General features: G+C 49.7%; 17 protein-coding genes. 9 read left to right on the plus strand and 8 right to left on the minus strand.

Annotated elements, in window-relative coordinates:
* The first annotated feature begins 4 nt into the window (after positions 1-4).
* Positions 5-1,861 carry a DUF294 nucleotidyltransferase-like domain-containing protein gene (locus FJM67_RS06180; protein WP_140587912.1) on the plus strand — a complete coding sequence of 619 codons (1,857 nt, stop codon included), beginning with the start codon at positions 5-7 and terminating at the stop codon, positions 1,859-1,861.
* Entirely contained in the window at positions 1,861-2,535 is a 675-nt protein-coding gene (locus FJM67_RS06185) for a 3'-5' exonuclease (RefSeq protein WP_140587914.1), read from the plus strand. Before FJM67_RS06180 ends, FJM67_RS06185 begins: the two co-directional genes overlap by 1 nt.
* On the opposite strand, the gene FJM67_RS06190 is transcribed toward FJM67_RS06185, so the two are convergent.
* The 7 genes from FJM67_RS06190 to FJM67_RS06220 all read right to left on the minus strand — a co-directional run bounded on the left by FJM67_RS06190 (position 2,516) and on the right by FJM67_RS06220 (position 11,599).
* A complete protein-coding gene (locus tag FJM67_RS06190) occupies positions 2,516-3,589 on the minus strand; it encodes a LacI family DNA-binding transcriptional regulator (protein WP_140587916.1) in 1,074 nt (357 codons plus the stop codon). The two genes, FJM67_RS06185 and FJM67_RS06190, sit on opposite strands and share 20 nt — an antisense overlap.
* Before the next feature lie 93 nt (positions 3,590-3,682).
* The gene (locus FJM67_RS06195; RefSeq protein WP_140587918.1) at positions 3,683-5,302 is read right to left on the minus strand and encodes an alpha-glucosidase family protein; all 1,620 of its coding nucleotides are present in this window, start codon (positions 5,300-5,302) and stop codon (positions 3,683-3,685) included.
* 64 nt (positions 5,303-5,366) lie between these two features.
* Positions 5,367-6,461 carry an ABC transporter ATP-binding protein gene (locus FJM67_RS06200; protein ID WP_140587920.1) on the minus strand — a complete coding sequence of 365 codons (1,095 nt, stop codon included), beginning with the start codon at positions 6,459-6,461 and terminating at the stop codon, positions 5,367-5,369.
* 64 nt (positions 6,462-6,525) lie between these two features.
* A complete protein-coding gene (locus FJM67_RS06205) occupies positions 6,526-7,665 on the minus strand; it encodes a carbohydrate ABC transporter permease (protein ID WP_140587922.1) in 1,140 nt (379 codons plus the stop codon).
* A gap of 2 nt (positions 7,666-7,667) precedes the next feature.
* Positions 7,668-8,678, minus strand: a complete 1,011-nt coding sequence (locus tag FJM67_RS06210) for a carbohydrate ABC transporter permease (protein WP_140587924.1) — start codon at positions 8,676-8,678, stop codon at positions 7,668-7,670.
* A 124-nt stretch (positions 8,679-8,802) separates the two neighbouring features.
* Complete coding sequence (locus FJM67_RS06215) at positions 8,803-10,164, minus strand: ABC transporter substrate-binding protein (protein WP_140587925.1); 1,362 nt, start codon at positions 10,162-10,164, stop codon at positions 8,803-8,805.
* A 463-nt stretch (positions 10,165-10,627) separates the two neighbouring features.
* Entirely contained in the window at positions 10,628-11,599 is a 972-nt protein-coding gene (locus FJM67_RS06220) for a carbohydrate kinase family protein (RefSeq protein WP_140587927.1), read from the minus strand.
* A gap of 192 nt (positions 11,600-11,791) precedes the next feature.
* Between FJM67_RS06220 and FJM67_RS06225 the strand changes: the two genes are divergently transcribed.
* Both FJM67_RS06225 and FJM67_RS06230 read left to right on the plus strand, forming a co-directional pair.
* The gene (locus FJM67_RS06225) at positions 11,792-12,541 is read left to right on the plus strand and encodes a response regulator (RefSeq protein ID WP_140587929.1); all 750 of its coding nucleotides are present in this window, start codon (positions 11,792-11,794) and stop codon (positions 12,539-12,541) included.
* Positions 12,528-13,976, plus strand: coding sequence for an ATP-binding protein (locus tag FJM67_RS06230; protein ID WP_140587931.1), 1,449 nt, complete (start codon positions 12,528-12,530; stop codon positions 13,974-13,976). Before FJM67_RS06225 ends, FJM67_RS06230 begins: the two co-directional genes overlap by 14 nt.
* On the opposite strand, the gene FJM67_RS06235 is transcribed toward FJM67_RS06230, so the two are convergent.
* A complete protein-coding gene (locus FJM67_RS06235) occupies positions 13,962-15,686 on the minus strand; it encodes a putative bifunctional diguanylate cyclase/phosphodiesterase (RefSeq protein WP_140587932.1) in 1,725 nt (574 codons plus the stop codon). The genes FJM67_RS06230 and FJM67_RS06235 overlap by 15 nt on opposite strands.
* Before the next feature lie 552 nt (positions 15,687-16,238).
* On the opposite strand from FJM67_RS06235, the gene FJM67_RS06240 reads away from it, so the two are divergent.
* The 5 genes from FJM67_RS06240 to ushA all read left to right on the plus strand — a co-directional run bounded on the left by FJM67_RS06240 (position 16,239) and on the right by ushA (position 22,301).
* Positions 16,239-17,486 carry an ABC transporter substrate-binding protein gene (locus FJM67_RS06240; protein WP_140587933.1) on the plus strand — a complete coding sequence of 416 codons (1,248 nt, stop codon included), beginning with the start codon at positions 16,239-16,241 and terminating at the stop codon, positions 17,484-17,486.
* Between the two features lie 67 nt (positions 17,487-17,553).
* On the plus strand, positions 17,554-18,483 hold the full coding sequence (locus FJM67_RS06245; RefSeq protein ID WP_140587934.1) for a carbohydrate ABC transporter permease: 930 nt from the start codon (positions 17,554-17,556) through the stop codon (positions 18,481-18,483).
* Complete coding sequence (locus tag FJM67_RS06250) at positions 18,476-19,357, plus strand: carbohydrate ABC transporter permease (protein ID WP_140587935.1); 882 nt, start codon at positions 18,476-18,478, stop codon at positions 19,355-19,357. Before FJM67_RS06245 ends, FJM67_RS06250 begins: the two co-directional genes overlap by 8 nt.
* 55 nt (positions 19,358-19,412) lie before the next feature.
* Positions 19,413-20,522 carry an ABC transporter ATP-binding protein gene (locus FJM67_RS06255; RefSeq protein ID WP_140587936.1) on the plus strand — a complete coding sequence of 370 codons (1,110 nt, stop codon included), beginning with the start codon at positions 19,413-19,415 and terminating at the stop codon, positions 20,520-20,522.
* Positions 20,523-20,690: 168 nt separating this feature from the next.
* Positions 20,691-22,301 (plus strand): bifunctional UDP-sugar hydrolase/5'-nucleotidase UshA, encoded by a 1,611-nt coding sequence (gene ushA / locus FJM67_RS06260; RefSeq protein WP_140587937.1) that lies wholly within the window; start codon positions 20,691-20,693, stop codon positions 22,299-22,301.
* Positions 22,302-22,312 lie beyond the last annotated feature (11 nt).

Genomic DNA, 22,312 nt, shown 5'->3' on the forward strand with positions numbered 1-22,312 from the left:
CATTATGGACACGGAACTGATCGAAATACGCGATACCTTATGTGAATATGAGCCGTTTTCCTATTTACAGGAAGACTCCCAACTCAATGATATGGTGCGCGATATTGAGATTCAGTATCTGCGCAAGGGGCAGGTGGTGATTGCGCCGGATGAGCGCAACACCGCTCTATTCTTCATTCGTAGTGGCGCGGTAGAATCCCGCAATAAGGATGGTAAATTGTCCCATCGGATGCAGGAAGGGGAAGTGTTCGGCTACTCCTCACTGCTACGGGGTGGGCGCTCTACCTTGTCCATGATGGCGGTGGAAGACACCTTGGTGTATTGCATACCGTCCCGCTGGTTCTTGCATTACTACAATGAAGTGGATGCCTTTTCCGACTTCTTTGAACTATCCCGAGAAGCGCGCCTGAAAGCGGCCATGGCTAGCCAAGCATCGGATTTGTCACTGATGACTTGTCCGATTCACACCTTATTACGTCGCCCTCCGATTACGGCAGAACAGCATGTAGATATTCTTACTGCCGCCAATATTATGTCCCAGGAGCGAGTTTCTTCTTTGCTCATTACCGCTGATGACAAGTTAGTCGGCGTGTTGACCGATCGGGATTTACGCAACCGTGTAGTAGCGAAAGGGCTGGATTATCACCATCCGGTTCATACCATTATGACACCTGATCCTATCACCATTGATGCAGGAGATTATGCCTCCGAAGCAGTGCTGAAAATGATGTCGGCCAATATTCACCACCTACCGGTACTACGTGACGGGCAAGTGGCAGGGGTACTCAGTACTGGCGATTTGGTACAACGGGAAAGCAATAGCTCGGTGTTCCTGATCAGTGATATCCACAAGCAATATGATGTGGCGGGGTTGCAGCGTATCAGCAAGCGGGTACCCCAAGCCTTCGTCCAACTAGTGAGCGCTGATGCCAATACGCAAATGATCGGCAATGCCATGTCCCATATTGGTGTGGCCTTTACTCGACGCCTGCTGGAATTAGCAGAACAGGAATTGGGGCCAGCACCCATCCCCTATTGCTTTCTGGCACTTGGCTCCCAAGCCCGGGAAGAACAAACCATTAATACTGACCAAGATAACGCCCTCATCCTGCACAATAGCTATGACAAGGCCAAGCATGGTGAGTATTTCGCCAAATTGTCGGAGTTTGTTTGCAAAGGCCTAGACGAGTGTGGCTACCCACTTTGTACCGGCGAATTTATGGCAATGACGCCAAAATGGCGTTTAACCCTAAAAGAGTGGCAAGCCCTCTTCAATCAATGGATGAATGAACCCCGCGCCGAAGCCCTGCTACATGTATCGATTTTCTTCGATATCCGCGGCATTTACGGGGACCTAACGTTAGCGAAGCAGCTACACGGCTATATTTGTCGCCAGGCCCAGCAGCAAAAGGGCTTCCTATCTGCTTTAGCTCGAAATGCCAATAAACGCACCCCTCCTTTGGGTTTCTTCCGCCAATTCGTGCTCGATGGCGAAGGTAAGCAAATGCGCACCTTCAACCTAAAAAGCCGAGGGATCGCCCCCATTATCGATCTGGTGCGAGTGCATTCTTTAGGATTGGGTTCTAGCAAATTGAATTCCTTTGAACGCTTGGCGGATATTGAAGCCGCTGAGATTCTGCCGAAAGGTCGGGCCCGTGATCTGATTCTCGCCTTAGAGATGATCGGCATGGTGCGCATCCGCCATCAGGCGGAGCAATTGGCGGCGGGCGAAGAGCCAGACAACAAGGTTGATCCGGAGAGCTTGTCGGAGTTCGAACGGCGACATTTACGTGATGCCTTTGTCATCGTGGCGCGGCAACAGGACTTCCTTAAATACCGCTACCCAGGTAAGGGTAATTGATGGCTTGGTTTAGTAATACAGAGAAGTTTCAGTATCTTAATCGTAGCGAGCAACCAAAGCCTTGGTTACCGACGGAAGGCCCAGCGGCGGATACACCGCTAGCTGAGTGCCCTTTGGTAGCGCTTGATATAGAGACCACCGGGCTCGATTTTGATAACGACGATATTGTCAGTGTTGGGCTGGTAGATTTCACGCTATCGGGGATTCAACTGAATAGTAGTCGCTACTGGTTAACCAAGCCGAAAAGTCATCTCTCGTCGGAATCCGTTGCGATTCACGAGATCACCCACTCTGATTTGGCTAAAGCGCCACCACTACATACAGTAATGGACGAGCTTTTGCCCTTGTTAGCAGGCAAAGTCGTGGTCGCCCATTTTCACCATATCGAGCGGCTGTTTCTCGCCAGAGCCAGTGAGCGAGTATTTGGCTCTCCGACTTACTTCCCCATGATTGACACCATGGATATCGAGCAACAAAAGTTTTATCGACCTTGGTGGCAACGGTTTGGACGGCGTACCTCGGTGCGGTTAGAAGCCAGTCGTTTGCGCTACAGTTTGCCACGCTACCGCGCCCACCATGCCCTAATGGATGCGATTGCTTGCGCGGAGTTATTCCAAGCTCAGGTGGCCTACCATTTAGATCCGCAAGCACCCATTAGCGATTATTGGCTATAGGACAGCTTTCACGAATCACCAGCTCCGTTTCCAATTCCACATCTTCTGGGGTACGTAGCCCCAGAAACATCTGTGCTGCGACACGACCTTTGGCGACCGTTTGCTGGTAAATAGTGGTGATGGACGGATGAAAGGTTTCACTTTCAGGAATACCATCAAAGCCCACTACTTGCAATTCTTCGGGTACGGCGATGCCCATATGTAAGGCGGCCTGTGCCGCAGCAATAGCGATACGATCACTCATGCACAGCAGCAATTGGGGGCGTTCCGCCATAGTCAACGCTTCCCGTGCCGCTTGATAGGCAAGCTTATGGTTGTTGTGGGGAATATTCCAAATACGCTCCGGCGGTACGCTCATATTGGATTCCTCCAGAGCCTGTCGATAGCCTTCTAAACGCTGAATGGAAATTGAGGCCGCCGCATCAAACAGCTCATCATCACGAATACGACATACTCGATCGGTTTCCAGCAGCGCTAGGCCAAGAATCGCCACGCTTTCTGGCTGATGGGCTAGCGCGTGCTTAGCGATAATATAAGCCCCTTTGCGGTTTTCCACGTTAACTGCTGGCGCGCCAGAAATCGCACTATCGACAATGATGACATTGCGATGTGGATCTAACCAAGGGGCATTACGGTTACGACATTGTTGGGGTTTATGACCGTAAACGATAAAGCCATCCACCATGGAGGACTGCATACGTACTTGCACGTTTTGGTCGGCATCATGGGGGGAAAGGAGCAGCATGTTATAGTCATTTTGCTCCAACACTTCTGCCATGCCTTTAAGAAATTGGTTGGCCACCGGATCACTCAGGGAATAGCTGAGCTCATCCGACAAGACAATGCCAACGATGCCGGTACGCCCGGTACGTAAACTACGGGCAGCGGCATTCGGACCGTAGTAACCAATGGCCTCACATTCCTTGAGAATGTTCTCACGCAAGGTGGCAGAAAGCTGGTCGGGGCGGTTAAAGGCATTGGAAATAGTCGCCGTGGACACCTGCAACCGTTCTGCCACATCTTTTAAAGTGAGTTTTTTGATCTGTTTGGTCATACGCAATCTTCTTCTACAAAAGCATGGCAGCCCTTCAGCATCCCGCCGAAGCACTGCCCGCGAATATGACTCAACTAGCGCTATCTATGGTGTTTAAGCCAATTTAGCAAAACACGCCTGATACGCCGGTAAGGTGAGTACGGAATCCGCTAATGTACAGCTAAATCCGTGGCCTTCAAGTACTTCTGCCACAGGCAAAGATACCTGACCTTGTAACTCAGTGCCGGTCATATTCAATACCACCAGGATACGCTCACCCTGATACTCCCGCACATAGGCAACTAATTCTGCGTTACCCACATCGACTAAGGATAGGTCTCCGTTTACCAAGGTTGGCTGCTGCTGACGCCAGCCAATCAGGCGACGCATTTTATGCAATAGCGCTTCTGGGTTGGCTTCTTGTTCCGCCACACTTAGCGCCAAATGACGACTATCTACTGGTAGCCAAGGCTCAATGGCAGAAAAACCCCCTTGCTCGCCGTTGTGCCACACCATGGGGGTACGGCAGCCATCGCGACCTTTAAATACTGGCCAAAGGGGAATACCGTAAGGGTCTTGAATACGCTCGAATGGTACATCCGCTTCCGGCAAGCCTAGCTCTTCCCCTTGATACAAACACACGCTACCACGCAATGACAAAATCAGTGCCGTCGCGATTAACGGGTAAGCAATTGGGTCTTCCCCTTCGCCCCAACGGGTGCGAGAACGCACTACGTCGTGGTTCGACAACGCCCAGCAAGGCCAGCCATCACCGACGATATCATTCATATTCTGTAATACATTACGAATGTACTCTGGTGAATGGGGCTTATTGAGTAAGTCGAAGGTATAAGCCATATGCAGCTTATCACCACCGGAGGTGTACTCCGCCATACGCTGTAAGGGGAAGTCATCGCCGATTTCGCCCACGGTGGTCGTACCTGGGTACTCATCCATCAACTTACGCAAATCTTTGAGGAAGTCTAAGTTTTCAGGACGGCTTAAATCGTACACATGGCGCTGATAAGTGTAGGGGTTATCATGGGGTGCGCCCATGGTCTTCGGCTCACCAGGTGGTACCGGTGGGTTGTCTTCCAAGCCTTGGCTATGGAAATAGAAGTTCACCGTATCCAAACGGAAACCATCCACACCAAGGTCGAGCCAGAAACGCATGTTATCCAAATTGGCTTGACGCACTTCTGCATTGTGGAAGTTTAAATCCGGCTGAGACTCCAAGAAGTTGTGCAAATAGTACTGCAAACGGCGACTATCCCATTTCCAAGCACTACCGCCGAAAATCGACAACCAGTTGTTTGGTGGTGAACCGTCTGGTTTCGGATCCGCCCACACGTACCAATCGGCTTTCGGGTTGGTTTTATCCTGACGGCTTTCTTCAAACCAAGGATGCTGATCAGAAGTATGGCTGATCACCTGATCAATCATCACCTTTAAGCCTAATTCATGGGCACGGTCGGTCAGGGCTTTAAAGTCTGCTAAGGTGCCGAACATAGGATCGACATCACAGTAATCCGACACATCGTAGCCGAAGTCTTTCATAGGTGACGTAAAGATAGGCGATAACCAGATCGCATCGACTCCAAGGGAAGCCACATAATCCAATTTGCTGGTGATACCAGCTAGATCACCAATGCCATCACCATTCGCATCCATGAAGCTGCGTGGGTAGATTTGATAAATAATGCCACCCTTCCACCAGTTTAGATTGGTACTCATCACCATTCTCCAAAGTTCTCTCAACGCCTACCGGTAGACCAGTAGGTAAATAATGGGGCGCACCTTACTGACGGTAAGCGTGCTCTTGTTCATTAAATAGATGTAATTTTTCTGGCTGGGCACAAAGGCGTACATGCTCCCCTTTGTGAATAGCCAAGGTGCCGGTTTGTTTGGCGATCACCATGTCCTCAACGCCTGGAACTTGCACATACAGCAAGGTTGCTTCTCCTAGGGATTCCACAAAAGACACTTCGCCTTCCAATAGGACTTCATCCTCTGCCTGAGCCAATAACAAATGCTCTGGACGTACCCCAAAGAAGCCAGCTTTGCCCTGATCTGCCGCTGGCACATCAATAGGGACACTGACCTGATGTCCATTGGCAAGAGCAATGCGTGTCTGCGCTCCCGGTGCCAAAATGGTACAAGGCAGAATATTCATAGCCGGTGAGCCGATAAATTTCGCCACAAAGACATTTTGCGGACGTTCGTATAATTCTAATGGCGAGCCTACTTGTTCAATGTTACCGGCAGACAGCAATACAATTCGGTCTGCCAAGGTCATGGCTTCCACCTGATCGTGGGTTACATAGATCATAGTGGAATCCGGCATACTTTCTTTTAGGTTGGCGATCTCCATACGAGTTGCCACCCGCAACGCCGCATCCAAGTTCGATAATGGCTCGTCGAACAGAAACACTTTCGGACGACGTACAATGGCGCGACCAATGGCTACCCGCTGACGCTGACCACCGGATAGGGCCTTCGGCAAACGATCTAGATAAGGAGTCAATTGCAGCATTTCTGCCGCACGGCGCACTTGCTTATCGATTTCCCCTTTTTCTACTTTGGCAATCTGCAAGCTAAATGCCATGTTGTCGTACACCGTCATATGCGGGTACAGGGCATAGCTTTGGAACACCATGGCAATGCCACGTAGGGAAGGTGGGATGTCATTCACCACTTGCCCATCAATTTCCAAAGTACCGCCAGAGATTTCTTCTAGACCAGAAATCATACGCAGCAAAGTGGATTTACCACAGCCAGACGGCCCGACGAAGACGATAAATTCGCCCTTTTTAATATCCAAGTTAATGTCTCGCATTACCTCTACTTGGTTTGCGTAGACTTTTTTTACATTCGTTAGCTTTAAATCTGCCATGTTGTCGCCTCAATCTTTTCTCTGGGGAGCATACCTTGCTCCCCTATTGTTATGCTGCTGAAGGTTATTTCACGGAACCGGCTAACAAGCCACGCACCAAGTAACGCTGCAAGCCAAAGAACACACACAAGGGCACTATGATGGTAATAAACGCCGATGCGGTTAGGATTTCCCAGTTGCCACCCCGCGAGCCTAGCAATTCCCGCAAGCGCCCGGTCAGTACTAGGTGTTCCTCGTTATTACCCAAGAACACCATGGCCACCAATAAGTCATTCCACACCCACAAGAATTGGAAGATGGCAAAGGAAGCCAACGCTGGGAACGACAATGGCAGAATAATTTTGCGGAAAATATCGAAATCCGAAGCACCATCCACACGGGCAGACTCGATAATTTCCCCCGGTAAACCGGCGATATAGTTACGCAGTAAATACACCGCCAATGGCAAACCAAAGCCCGTGTGAGCCAACCAAATCCCCACATAGGTTTTTGATCCCACCCCGAAGAACTCACCCACCAAGTTGTAGGTTTTCAATAGCGGGATCAACGACATTTGTAGAGGCACAACCAACAAGCCTACTACGCCAGCGATCAAAAGTGCTCGACCAGGGAACTTCATCCATGCCAAAGCATAGGCGGCAAAGGCAGCAATCAAGATCGGAATAATGGTCGCCGGAATGGTCACCGTTAGCGAGTTGATGAAGGACTGCCCTAATCCCTCAGAACTTAATACTTCCCGATAGTTATCTAGCGTAAAACGCGGCGGAATCTCGGCCGTAAAGAAGATACGATCACCGCGACGACCGCTCATTTCCTGGTCAGAACTGATGGTGTAGTCACCGTTGGCAAACACTTGAATTTGTTTGTCTTTGCGATCTACTAGCTCACCCACAGCATAGGCTTCTGGCTCCAGCGAGCTCACCCCAAAGCGCACAATTTCACCATCGCTCTCAGGGAGTAAATTTCCCTTAATCACCCAGCGACCATCCTCGAATTGCTGGTGAGTTGGGTCCAACGCCCGCTCTACCAAACGTTGTTCAGAGGTCGCCAGTGCCGTCCACCAACCTGAGACCGACAACTGGTCTTTGTCGCGAATCGAAGAGATAAACAAACCTGCTGTCGGAATCGTCCATAGAATCACTAAAAACAGCACCGAGGCGTGCATCACCAGCGTTAATGCTGAGCCTTTCTTTGATGTCACCATGATTAGCGACCCTCCATTTCTGCATTAGCGCGTTTGATGTTCCACACCATGATCGGCACGACCAACACCATGATCACGATGGCGATTACTGCACCGCGGCCAAAGTCACCGCCGCCGCGGAACATCCAGTCAAACATTTGATTAGCAAGTACTTGCGTACCCCATTGGCCATTGGTCATGGCTAACACGATATCGAATACCTTGAGTACCAAGATGGTAATCGTGGTCCATACCACCGCAATCGTACCCCAAATCTGCGGCACCATAATTTTGAAGAAGATTTGCACGCCATTGGCACCATCTAGCACAGCGGCTTCGATGGTTTCATCTGGGATACCACGCAACGCAGCGGATAGAATCACCATGGCGAAGCCAGTTTGAATCCAAACCAAAATAACCATCAAGAAGAAGTTGTTCCAAAAAGGAATCGTGATCCACGCCTGTGGCTCACCGCCGAAGAACACCACCAGCGCATTTAGCAAACCAATTTGTGGATCATCACCACTACGGTAGTCATAGATAAACTTCCAGATAACCGACGCACCGATAAAAGAGATGGCCATCGGCATAAAGATGAGACTCTTGGCGATATTGCCCCACCAAATACGGTCGGTCATGGAAGCGATCACTAAGCCAAAGAAAGTCGCTGCGGTTGGCACCACAATTAACCACAACATGTTGTTGCGGAAGGACTCATAAAACTCGTCGCTCCCAAATAGCCACTGGTAGTTGGCTAGGCCAACGAATTCTTCACCGGTACGACCATGGAACGACAAGATGAAAGAGTCGATCACCGGGTAAAATAAATAGAAGGTCAACACCAATACCGCCGGCCCAACAAACAGCCAGGGGCGAATACGATTGGCGATACGTAGGTTACGGGCGATTTGCTCCGCAGGGCGATTCTTACCTGGAAATAGCCAATCCAACAAAGCATTGGAGCCATAGAAGTAGGCTGCACAGGCTAACACGCCAAGGATCATGGTGACTAACGCTGAAGCGAGCTGTCCCATCGTCTTTCCACCTATAAAAAGTTATTTGCAGTACTAAGTACCATCAAGGAGAGCCCGCCGCGAACGGCGGGTAAACACAGATAGCTAAGGGCAGTCAGGCTCGACTGCCCGATCACAACGGGGGTTATTTCAATGCATCCCAAGTTTTCTGAATGCTATCACCCACTTCCTGAGCTGACTTACCACCGGAGTAATCCACCATGCCAGTCCAGAATGAACCTGCACCGATCTTACCTGGCATTAGGTCCGAGCCATCGAAGCGGAAGGTAGTCGCGTAACGTAGGATTTCACCTTGTTTACGCGCTGTTTCAGTGACGTAAAGCTCTGGGTTCACTTGTGCGTGAGCAGACAAGAAACCGGTTTGCGCCATCCACAACTCGTGGGCAATCGGTGAACGCAAGAAGTCGATGAAGGCACGAGCACCTTTCGAGTCATTAGTAATGGTTGCCAATGTACCTGCACCCAATACTGGGTTACCCAAGTCTTTCGACTCGTAAGATGGGAAGTAGAAGAAATCCGCATCTAGACCCACTTCCACACCATCTGGGAAGAAGGCAGGGATGAAGGAAGCCTGACGGTGCATGTAACATTTTGGTGGAGACGCAAACAATCCTTTTGGACTGTCACGGAAGTCCGTCGCAGCAACCGCTGCTGCACCACCATCTACGTATGCATCATTACGTGAGAACCAACCAAACTCTTCGATGGCAGCAACCACTTTAGGGTCATTAAACTTCACCTCGTTGGATACCCACTGATCGTAGACTGAAGCTGGGTATAGACGCAGCATCATGTCCTCAACCCAATCCGTCGCTGGCCAACCTGTCGCCGCCCCAGAACCTAAACCGATACACCAGGGTGTACCACCGTCAGCAACGATCTGTTGGGTTAGTGCCTTGAGCTGCTCCATGGTTTGTGGCACTTCGTAGCCAGCGTCTTCAAAGTTTTCTGGCGAATACCAAACGAGGGACTTAAGGTCAGCGCGATAAAACACACCGTATAAGTCTTTTTGACCGTTTTGGTTATCGAAAGTCGCCAAATCTACCCATGACTGGCCTGCGGCATAGTCACTTTTGATCGCGGCTTCTACTTTGTCGTCTAGCGGCGCCAAGAAGCCTTTAGACGCTAAGTCAGCAGCCAAACCAGGCTGTGGGAAAATAGCAATGTTGGGGGCACTACCGGCCTGAGCATCGATCACGATCTGCTGCTCGAAGGAATCAGAACCTGCGTATTCTACTTTCGCGCCAGTTGCTTTCTCGAAGTACTTGATCACGTTTTCGAAGTGTTCTTTCTCTGAACCCATCCAAGGACCGAATACTGAAATCGTCTGGCCTTTTAGATTAGAAGATTTGAGAGCTTCGTAGCTGGCCCAGTGGAAACGGGCATCTTTGCCCGGCTCAAACATCAAGCCACCATGGTTATCAGCTACTGCATAGTTAGCAGAAAGGGTCAGTGCGATTGCGGCTGACAGAAGAGACTTTTTCATGATTACTCCTTACCGGCTTTCGTATCGATCGCCCGTTATTGTTATTATCAGTCAGGAATTAAAACTGGTTAAATTTTCTTCTTTAAGGATTAAGAAGGAATTAAATTATTGTCAAACAATTAGACCTAATCAAGGATGTCTAGCCCTTAAATTTTTCTTAATTTAAAAAATATTCTAGTACAAATTTCGTACTACTAATAAGAGAATTGCAGGGAAAATAACGATGAAGATAATTTTTGATCGTAATTTCAGGGAGTTAGGTATAAGAATAGAGCAAAAATAGACAGCATTTAGTCAAAATTTGCACAATTCAGGAATTTGTCGAAAAAGCGCTAGCAGCTCATGAGTCATCTGTAAAAATTGCAATCAGCTTAAGAAGAAAAGAAAACGCCATTCTTAATCGTTTTAAGAATGGCGTTTCTTATGACTTAATTGAATAGTGCTTCAAGTACTAAGGAGCAACTCAACTAAAGCTAGCTAGGCGTCGCTGGGCATCTTCTAGCGTGGGCAATGAAGGGTAGGCACCCAGCTTAGTCACCGAGTCAGCGCCACAGGCCACGGCAAAGCGAATAATCTGCTCCAGCTCGTGTTGCTCAAACTGCTCTAGGGCAGCTCGGGTACCCCCTTGCTCTGCCAATTGGTACAGCAAACCACCGACAAAGGCATCACCAGCAGCGGTGGTGTCTTTTACTTCGACCTTAGGTGCAACCACTTGGCCTTCGCCAGCCGTAGTAAAGAAGCGCACCGGATTACCTCCATCGGTCAGGATAAATAAGGATACCCCCTCCGCCAAAGACTCCTGTATCAATGCCAACGGATCCGCACTTAATACCGACAGCTCTTCTAGGCTGGCTTTGACCACATCCGCTGACTGCATCCAGTCAATTACGCGCTCGACATTAACTTTATGATCCGGCCACAAATTAATGCGCAAATTCACATCCACACTGACGATCCAGCTGGCCTGTTTCGCCATAGCAATCCCCATTTGGGTCGCCCCAGCGATGTGCTCATCGGTCAGCGTATTAGAACAGGTGTGAAACACGCCCTGTGGGGCATAGAACCATTCAGACTGAAAATCTTCCCGACGAAACAACATATCGGCAGACGGGTTACGGTAGAACTCGAAGCTGCGCTCGCCGGTTTGATCGAGGCTGACAAAAGCCAGAGCCGTTTTCGCCGCTTTAGTAAGTAACATGCTATCGGTCTTAACACCGTAGCCCTCTAGAGAGGACTTGAGGAAGTGGCCGAAGGCATCATCTCCTACTTGGCCAGCGAAATGGCTGTCACCCCCTAAACGGGCTACCGCAACGGCAACATTGGCAGGAGCCCCACCAGGGAATTTGGTAAAGGTTTCGGTTTCACCTGGGGCGACGGCACCGTTAGATAAAAAATCGATTAAGGCCTCGCCAAAGGCCATCACTTTCGCTGTCATAATGCTTTCTCGTTGTTACTGTTATTAGAGCTGGGCAAAAAGTATGCAGACACCAAGAAATAAATCAACTCAATTTATTTAATTAAAGGGTCAGGAATTACCTTTCGCTATCATCCATAAATTGGTTAAAGCCGTTAATATTGATAGACTCCGTTAACATTAGCTTATGGCTTTCCAAACTGAGAATGATTGATGACGAAAAACAAGTGCATTTACGTAGTCGATGATGACGATGAAATTCGCACCCTGCTCAAGTCATACCTAGAGAAACACAATTATCTTGTTCGTGCCGCCGCCTCTGGCGAGGAGTTTATGCGGGACTTCCCCACTCAGGATGATGTGGATCTGGTGATTCTCGACATTATGCTGCCAGGGGATGACGGCTTTTCTGTATGCCGCTCGATTCGTGCCATATCACAGGTGCCAGTCATTATGCTGACCGCTAATTCTGATGAGATGGACCGTATTATCGGCTTAGAAATCGGTGCTGATGATTACTTGGCGAAGCCTTTTAACCCGCGGGAGTTGCTTGCCAGAATAAAAGCCATCCATCGCCGTATGGAACACACCGAACCCGCTGCTCCTGCAAGTGAACCAAGTAGCCAAGCACGCTATCTGCGCTTCAACGAATTTGTAGTGGATACACTGACCCGAGAGTTACTCATCAATGGCGCCGAAAAAGAGCCCCTTTCAGGTGCGGACTACGCCCTTCTGATGCTATTCGTTACGTCACCAGGGGAAATACTGTCCCGGGAATATATTGCTGAAAATACCCGTGGGCGCGACAGCACTCCCCTAGATCGCTTTATCGACGTGCATGTGAGTCGCCTACGCCAGCGACTGCGGGAAGATGCCAAACACCCCCAGTTGATCAAGACAGTACGGGGCAAGGGTTATATTTTCACCGCCTCAGTGGAAAGCACGGATTATGCCGCTGGGTAAGCGGATACGGCGCTGGGCCAGTTCTCTAACCGGTCAGATCCTATTGATCATGACCTTTGGTGTCGCCAGCGCCCAACTGATCAGTGCTAGCATCTGGCTACGACAGCTTGAATCCGACACCGAAGAAACCGTGCGTGAGGTGTCCAAGCATATGGCGTTTCGCATTGCCGCAACGGTAAGCTATTTCTCTTCTTTGCCACAAAGCTACCGTCATATCGTCATTGATCAGCTACAAGATATGGGGGGCACCCGCTTCTTTGTCACTCTAAACAAAGAAGAAATTCGCATTAACCCCATCGAGCCCTCGCCACTGCAAGACATTGTCAAAGAGGAAATCCACGCTACCCTCGCACGCCAGTTGGGCATTACCAATGGCCTGATTGCCTTTTCCAGCCCGGACGATTTGCATGTTATCAACAACCATACCCGGTTAGTGGATTTACCGGAGCGTTGGGGCCACCATAGCCTATTGGTGAAACCACTGACCCCGCCAATCGTTGTCATTCAAATCCCGATCAATAGCACCGATTGGCTTTACCTCGCTAGCCTCATGCCAGACCCTTATTTCTTGGAGGGGAATTCGGTACTCAGCCAAGATCGCGTGTTCACCATGGTGATCTCAATTGTAACAGTGCTACTACTGACGCTATTGGTATTACGTCGAGTAACCCGCCCACTAGGACTACTGGCAAAAGCCGCTGAACGCTTTGGCCAAGGGGGTTGGAAACCCCTGCCGGAAGATGGTGCCTTAGAAGTACGTCACACGGCCCATGCCTTTAACGATATGCAGTCCCGTATCCAGCGCTATTTAAATGATCGGGAACGGCTATTTGCTTCGATTTCACATGATTTGAAGACGCCTATTACACGCCTGCGACTACGGGCCGAGATGTTGGATGATGACGACATGCGCGATGCCATGGTACGGGATCTAGAAGATCTAGACATGCTGGTGAAAGGGGCATTGCAGAGTGTGAAAGAGACCGATATCCACGAAAATCGTGTCGAAGTAGACGCGATGCGCATGATTAAAGATATGCAGCATGGCGCTAATCTAACCGGTTACCGGGTACGAGTCTTCGGAGAGATGCAAAGCCCGTTTGTCGGCAAGCCTCTGGCGTTGAAACGTTGCCTTGGCAACCTGATCGATAATGGACTCTATTACGGTCAACGGGTGGATCTGTTTATCGAAGACAACGAGAACGAATTATTAATTCGCGTATGTGATCACGGCCCCGGCATCCCGGTGGAAAAGCTGGACAAGGTATTCCAGCCCTACACTCGACTCGATCCTGAACGCTCCCCTCACCGTAGTGGTATGGGATTAGGATTGAGTATCGCCCGTAATATCGCCCGAGCACACGGTGGCGAGGTAAGTCTGTTGAATCGTCCAGAGGGTGGTTTAGAAGCTCGTTTGTGGCTACCACGCCACTAAGTGTTCCACCAGCAATTCCCGTAGTTGGTCGCTATTCATAGGTTTGGCATAGAAGTAACCCTGCCCCAACTCACACCCCTGCGCTACTAGCTCATCCGCCTGCTGTGTGGTTTCGATACCTTCTGCCATGATTTCCATGCCCAACCCCGTGGCTAAAAAGATCACCGCTTGAGTAATAGTTGGGTCAGATATGCATGGGTTGCCCCGCTGTCCAGAAATAAAGCCGCGGTCGATCTTGATACGGTCAATGGGCAAGACTTTGAGATAACGCATGGAAGAATAGCCGGTACCAAAGTCATCGATGGCAATACGAACTCCGCGCTGGCGCAAAGACTGCAAGGCAAAACTGGTGGTCATGCCCGCTTCGACAAAAGCTTCTTCCGTCAGCTCTAACTCTAATCCACCCGGCTGCACATCGTAATCATTAAGTACTTCAATGACTTGCTGCTCGAAGTCTGGGTGGCGCAAATGTTTTGGCGAGATATTGACCGAAACGCAAATATCCAGCCCTTGCCGAGCCCAGGACGTTTGCTGTCGGCAGGCTTCCTGTAACACCCATAAACTAATCGGAACGATCAAACCATTGCGTACTGCATCAGGAATAAAATCCCCCGGCATCAACATGGAACCATCGGCTTGGGGCCAACGAATCAAGGCTTCCACGCCTATAAGCTTGCCAGTAGGCATATGAATCTGTGGCTGATAATGCAAAGCGAACTCGTGCTGTTCTAGTCCGCGCAGAATCGCTTGTTCCAGTGACAAACTGTGCTGTAGTTGACGCTCTAGTTCATCCGTAAACACTTGATAGGAGCAATTTTGCTGGGATTTACACTCATGCAATGCCATATCCGCTTTTTGCATCAACTCCATGACGGAACTACCATGTTGCGGATAAATTGCAATGCCGACACTGGCTACCATTTCCAAGGTATGTGTCTCTAACTCCGCCGGACGGGACACGATATGCAACACTTTGTGGGCCAGAATATCGATTGCTTCCACATCAATGTTATCAAGCAAAATGGTAAATTCATCACCCCCAATACGAGCGATTACATCACTTTTGCGCAGAGCACTTTCTAGCCGTTTACCCAACAAGGTCAGTAGCAGGTCGCCAATATGGTGGCCTAAGGTATCGTTGATATTCTTAAAACGATCGAGATCGACAAACATCACCGCCAAGTTGGTGCCGTTGCGGCGGGCGCGCTCGATTGCCAACTGGGCATGTTCTTCAAAGATCAAGCGATTGCCGAGGCCAGTTAGGGCATCCCGTTTGAGCAAGTGAGCGATTTGACGTTGAGATTGGCGCTGTTCAAGAGCGTGGCGGATACTGCGCTCTAGTAACGCTGGTGTCAGTTCTTGCCTAAAAATCACGTCCGCTGCCCCGAGCTGGCGCAAGGCCGCTGCTAAGGAAAGATCATTCTCACTAAGCAAAGTAGCGTCGCCCGTAGCGACAAGAATAATCGGAGCATCACTACCCACCATCTGAGCATGTTTGAGAAAATCTGTGCCAGAGTAAGTACCTAATTGATAATCCAGCAACACCGCATCGTAACGGTTAGATAAAAGATGACGGACAGCCCCATCAAATTGACTGACGTAAGTAAGGTTGAACTGGGTGTGGCGGGCTTGCTCTAAAATACTAGGAAGTTCTAGGCTACCTTGCCGATCACTCTCCACTACTAAGAGGGAGATCAAATGCTTTTCCATCGGTGTTCTCCGAAACGTGCCAACCAAAGCCACATCGCTCTAGGGACACAACCATAAATACGTGCTGATCTATCAAAGCCACAAGTCATGACCAACCCAACATGCTCTAAAACCCATGGGATCGGCTATTGTCTTACAGAAGCGACTACCCTAATTGACTTCGAGCAAACTCTGATCAGATGTTTAGTTATTTTTCGTAATTGATGAACAATGTAGAGCATCTTTCCTGTTTTATCGAGGCAACACTAGCCCAACTTGCGTTTTATCAAACCTGTTTGCTCTCAACTCCGGCCTATTTTTGCAACAAAGCCTTAACTTTCACCACCCAATCCCGTTGTATAAAGTTATTCAAAATCATCTAGTTAGCTTTATTAAACTACTAACGCAGGACGACAAAAGCACGTTCTGCAAGACTTCGTTACAATAGGTTGCTCTACTTTACCCCCTTGTTGTTAGGTCTTTGCTAGATTTTGATGGTCTTAAATGTGACTGAAATGAGCAAAAGCTCGAAGCGTTTTCCTAGACGAAATAACAATAACAAGGGTTACTATCATGAAAAAAATTGCATTCGGTTTATCCACACTTGCGATCTCTGTAGCTGCAGCCACTGCCCACGCTGGTGAAGTAGAAGTACTACACTGGTGGACATCTGGTGGTGAAGCCGCTTCTATCAACGTACTAAAAGGCTTGATGGAAGAAGAAGGTCACACTTGGAAAGACTTTGCTGTTGCAGGTGGTGGCGGTGAGTCTGCCATGACTGTTCTGAAATCCCGCGCTATTGCTGGCAACCCTCCTGCCAGTGCTCAAATCAAAGGCCCAACCATCCAAGAGTGGGGCGATCTAGGCTTCCTAACCAATCTTGACGCTGTTGCTAAACAAGGCGACTGGGACGTTGTACTACCACAAGTGGTTAGCGACGTGATGAAGTACGACGGTCACTATGTAGCAGCTCCAGTAAACGTTCACCGTGTGAACTGGATGTGGGCTAACCCAGAAGTATTCAAAAAAGCTGGCGTTGGCATCCCAACGACTTGGGAACAATTCCTTGAAGTAGCACCAAAAATCAAAGCGGCTGGTTTTACACCACTTGCTCACGGTGGTCAGGCTTGGCAAGACGCTACCCTATTTGAAGCCATCGCATTGGCAAAAGGCCCACAATTCTACAGTGCGGCGTTTGTTGGTCTAGACGAGCAAACCCTACGCAGTGCCGACATGGTTGATGTGTTCTCTACTTTCAAGAAAATGCGTGACTACGTAGACGCTGGCTTCTCTGGCCGTGACTGGAACGTGGCGACTTCGATGGTTATCAATGGTGATGCAGCAATGCAAATCATGGGTGACTGGGCGAAAGGTGAATTCACCGCCGCAGGTAAAAAAGCCGGTGTTGATTACGTTTGTTACCCAGCACCAGGCACCAGCGAATCTTTCACCTTCAACATCGACTCTTTGGCGATGTTCCAAGTTGATGGCGCTGATGCCCAAAAAGCTCAGCAAGACCTTGCTCGCTTGATTCTAGAGCCTGAGTTCCAAGAAACATTCAACCTGAACAAAGGTTCTATCCCTGCTCGTCTAAACATGCCGCGCGACAAGTTTGACTCTTGTGCGCACTCGTCTATGGACGCGTTCTTGGCTAGCTCCACTACCGGTGGCCTAGTACCAAGTATGGCTCACGGCATGGCAGTGAACTCAATGGTTCAAGGCGCTATCTATGACGTAGTCACTAACTACTTCAACGATGACGCTATGACAGCTGAACAGGCGGTTGATAAGCTAGCTCGCGCTGTTAAAGCCAGCATGTAATCCTTGTTAATACCGAGGCCAGCCATGCTGGCCTCACCTCTCCCCGACTTTTAGTAGAGCACCCATTATGAACAATAACGCTGCCAAAGCTGAGTCCGCAGCGACTCCGGCTGGTCGTCCTGCACGCCTGAGTTTGGCTGACTGGATGCCCAAATTAGTAATGGCACCGACTGTCGTGACGACAATCGTGTGTATCTACGGCTATATGATATGGACCGCCGTACTGTCGTTTACTAACTCTCGTATGCTGCCAACTTATAAATTTGTTGGTTTCGATCAGTACGAAAAACTGTTTAACAATGATCGCTGGATGGTTGCCCTATCTAACTTGGGCGTGTTCGGTGGTCTGTTTATTCTGATCTGTTTGTTCCTTGGCGTTATGTTAGCCATCTTTTTGGATCAGAAAATTCGTGTCGAAGGCGCGATCCGCACTATTTACCTTTACCCGATGGCGATTTCTTTCATCGTTACTGGTACCGCATGGAAGTGGCTTTTGAACCCAACTAACGGTATCGAAAAAATGATGATCGAGTTGGGCTTCGAAGACTTCAAATTTGACTGGCTCACCGACCCTGACATGGTGGTGTACTGTTTGGTTATCGCCGCTGTTTGGCAGGCATCTGGCTTCGTTATGGCGCTGTTCCTAGCCGGCCTTCGTGGTGTCGATGGTGAGATGATCAAAGCCGCGCAACTGGACGGCGCGAGCATCTTCACTACTTACCGCCGCATTATTTTGCCATCCCTAAAACCGGTGTTTTTCAGCGCTTTGGTGATCTTGTCTCACATTGCCATCAAGAGCTTCGACCTAGTGGCAGCCTTGACCAACGGTGGCCCCGGATACTCTTCTGATCTACCGGCGAACTTCATGTACGCCCACGCCTTTACTCGTAGCCAAATCGGCTTAGGTGCAGCGTCTGCCATGGTGATGTTGGGCTGTGTGTTAGCCATCTTGGTTCCTTACTTGTACTCTGAATTGCGAGGTGAGCGTCATGAGTAATGTTGCAAAACGCCAAACCTCAACACTCGACAAAGTGTTGCGTGTTGCCCTGTATGCCACGCTATTATCGGTTGCCTTTATTTACCTAGCGCCATTCTTGGTAATGTTGCTTACGTCCTTAAAGGATGTGGAAGAGATTCGTACCGGTACTTTGCTTTCTTTACCCGGCAGCCTAAACCTAGATGCTTGGAGCAAAGCTTGGTCCAGCGCCTGTACCGGTGGTCAGTGTGAGGGGATTGGCCCTTACTTTATGAACTCGTTCCAAATCGTGTTGCCAGCGGTTGCTATTTCAACCTTGCTGGGGGCGCTAAACGGTTATGTCATTTCCCATTGGAAATTTAAGGGCAGTGACCTTTTCTTCGCGGCGCTACTGGTAGGCTGTTTCATTCCATTCCAAGTGATCTTGCTACCTATGGCGCGTACCTTGGGTTGGTTAGGTATCGCTAACACCACTACCGGTCTGGTGTTCGTTCACGTGGTTTACGGTGTGGCATTCACCACCCTATTCTTCCGTAACTTCTACCAGTCGATCCCTGGTGAGTTAGTAAAAGCCGCCCGTTTGGATGGGGCTGGGTTCTTCACCATCTTCTGGCGCATTATTTTGCCGGTTTCTACACCCATCATCGTAGTAACCGTCATTTGGCAGTTCACCCAAATTTGGAATGACTTCCTATTTGGCGTGGCGTTCTCTGGCTTCGACACCCAACCCGTGACGGTAGCCCTTAACAACCTAGTCAACACCAGCTTCGGCGGTAAGCAGTACAACGTGGATATGGCAGCCGCCATCATCGCCGCTCTACCAACCTTGGTGGTTTACGTATTGGCAGGTAAATACTTCGTTCGCGGTCTAACTGCGGGCTCCGTTAAAGGTTAATCCTCGAGCCCGCCACAACACCGGCGGGCCGTGCTACAGAATTTGGAGAAAGATCATGGCAAGTTTAACGATTGATAATGTAAAAAAACGCTACGGCCAAACTGAAATCCTCAAAGGCATTAATATTTCCATCGCGGCGGGTGAGTTCCTTATCCTAGTGGGGCCTTCCGGTTGCGGTAAGTCCACCCTGATGAATTCCATCGCCGGTCTAGAAGACGTCTCTGAAGGTCGAATCCTTATCGGTGATAAAGACGTGACCTTCGCAAGCCCGAAAGACCGGGATATCGCCATGGTGTTCCAGTCTTACGCTCTGTACCCAAACATGACCGTGGCCGAAAACATCTCTTTCGGTTTGGAAATGCGTAAAGTGCCCAAAGAAGAGCGTGAAGCAGAAGTGCAACGGGTGGCCGACATGTTGCAAATCGGTCACCTACTAAAACGTAAACCCGCGCAACTGTCTGGTGGTCAACGTCAACGTGTGGCCATGGGGCGCGCCCTAGCTCGCCGCCCAAAAATGTACTTGTTCGATGAGCCCCTATCCAACCTTGACGCCAAGCTACGGGTAGAAATGCGTACAGAAATCAAGAAGTTGCACCAGAAACTGGGAACCACCATCGTCTATGTAACCCACGACCAGATCGAAGCCATGACCTTGGCTGATCGTATTGCGGTAATGAAAGACGGTGAAGTACAGCAACTGGGCACACCACAGGAAATCTACGACAACCCAGCCAACCTCTTCGTTGCAGGCTTCATGGGGTCACCGGCGATGAACTTCGTACCGGCGAAAGTGGTAGAGCAAAACGGTTCTTACGCGCTTGAACTGCAAGCGGCGGCACCAACGGTTGTGCCATTCCCGAAAGCCGAAAAATTGGCCGCCTATGTGGGTAAATCGATTCTCTTGGGTCTACGTCCAGAGATGATCACCGAGCCACAACCCCATAAAGAAGGGGCAGAGTTCGTCACTACCGCCAATGTGGAAGTGGAAGTGACCGAACCAATGGGTGCCGACACCATGGTCATCACCCGTATCCAAGATGCGGAAGTGAACTGTCGCTGTAACCCCGCTTACCCAGCAGCACCGGGTAAAGTGATCGAATTGATGTTTGATACCTCAAAAGCCGTGGCCTTTGACGAAGCCACCGGTCAACGTATCGACCTGTAATCCATTCCAGTAACCTTACTGACTTTTGCCAGCCTTCGGGCTGGCTTTTTTATTTCTGCCTTTTTGGTCAAATTTTTCGATATTGTCATAAAAATGTATTAAGTTTTGGTAACGCTCCAACACAAGAACAAGAGAGCGACTTTCTTAAATCATCTACAAGGAACCAAAATGAATACTCATCGTTTTCTACAACTGGGGGCCCTGACCGGCTCCATCGTCCTGCTAGCGGGCTGTAGTAGCCTCGCTACTGATCCTTATACGCCAGCGTGGCAGGCTAATACGGACTACCACCTCACCATTTTGCATACCAATGACCATCACGGTCGCTTCTGGCAAAACAGCAATGGCGAATACGGTATGGCCGCCCGTAAAACCTTGATCGACAATATCCGTGAAGAAGTCATGCTAGAGGATGGTGCTACCCTGCTGCTTTCCGGCGGTGATATCAATACCGGTGTGCCAGAATCAGACCTGCAAGATGCCGAACCAGATTTCAAAGGTATGGCCATGCTGCAATATGACGCCATGGCGATTGGTAACCATGAATTCGATAATCCAGTGGAAGTGCTGCGCCAACAGCGTGAATGGGCAGGTTTCCCATTCCTATCCGCCAACGTGCTCGATAGCGCCACTGGCAAACCCTTGTTTGAAGCCTACAAAATCTTCCAAGTGGATGACCTAAAAGTGGCAGTTGTAGGTTTCACCACTGATGACACGGTCAAAATCGGCAATCCTGAATACCTAGAGGGGATTACCATTAAGTCCCCGATTGAAGTAGCGCAGACCTTGATCCCACAATTGCGAGAGCAAGCAGACCTAGTAGTCGCCGTGACCCACATGGGTCACTATGACGATGGTAACCACGGTGGCAATGCACCGGGGGACGTGACCTTAGCGCGCACGGTACCGGGGATCGATGTGATCGTCGGTGGCCACTCCCAGAACCCATTATTCGAGCCAGATGAACAAAGCGGCACCCTGATTCTGCAAGCCCATGAATGGGGGAAATACGTCGGACGTTTGGACTTGACCATTAATAATGGTCAGATCGTTGATTCCGAATACCGTTTGATTCCAGTGAATCTGAAAAAGAAAATCACCAAAGACGATGGCACCAGTGAGCGGGTCTATATCGAGCAGGAAATTGCCCAAGACCCTAGCATGCTGGCCATGCTAACCCCCTACCAAGAGATAGGCCAGGAGCGACTCAACATCACCATCGGTCAAGTGGACGGACGCCTAGTGGGCGAGCGAGCCGTGGTTCGTGCTAATGAAACCAACCTTGGCAACCTAATCGCCACCGCCATGAAAGACAAGGTAAACGCCGATGTGGCCGTGATGAACTCGGGCGGTATTCGCGATGATATCCCAGCGGGTGTAATCACCTACAAATCTGTACTGCAAGTGCAGCCATTCGCCAACATGATCTCTTATGTGGATATGAGTGGGACTGAGCTTGCCGACTACCTTGCCGTGGTTGCTGCAAAAGAGGCAGGCTCTGGTGCTTTCGCCCAATTCGCTGGGGTCAGCTTGACCCTGAAAGAGGGCAAAGCCACCAATGTGCGTATCAACGGAAACGCGCTGAATCCACAGGGCAACTACCGTATCGCCATGAATAGCTTCACTGCTAGTGGTGGTGACGGTTACCCGAAAGTTACTGATCACCCAAACTACGTGAACTCCGGCTACGTAGATGCGGATGTATTAGTGGAATACATCGAACAACACTCCCCACTTTCCGTGGCAGAGTTTGCGCCGATGGGCAGCATTAAGCGCTAACCCCTCCTCGG

The sequence above is a fragment of the Maribrevibacterium harenarium genome, from assembly GCF_006385675.1.
GTDB lineage: Bacteria > Pseudomonadota > Gammaproteobacteria > Pseudomonadales > Marinomonadaceae > Marinomonas > Marinomonas harenarium.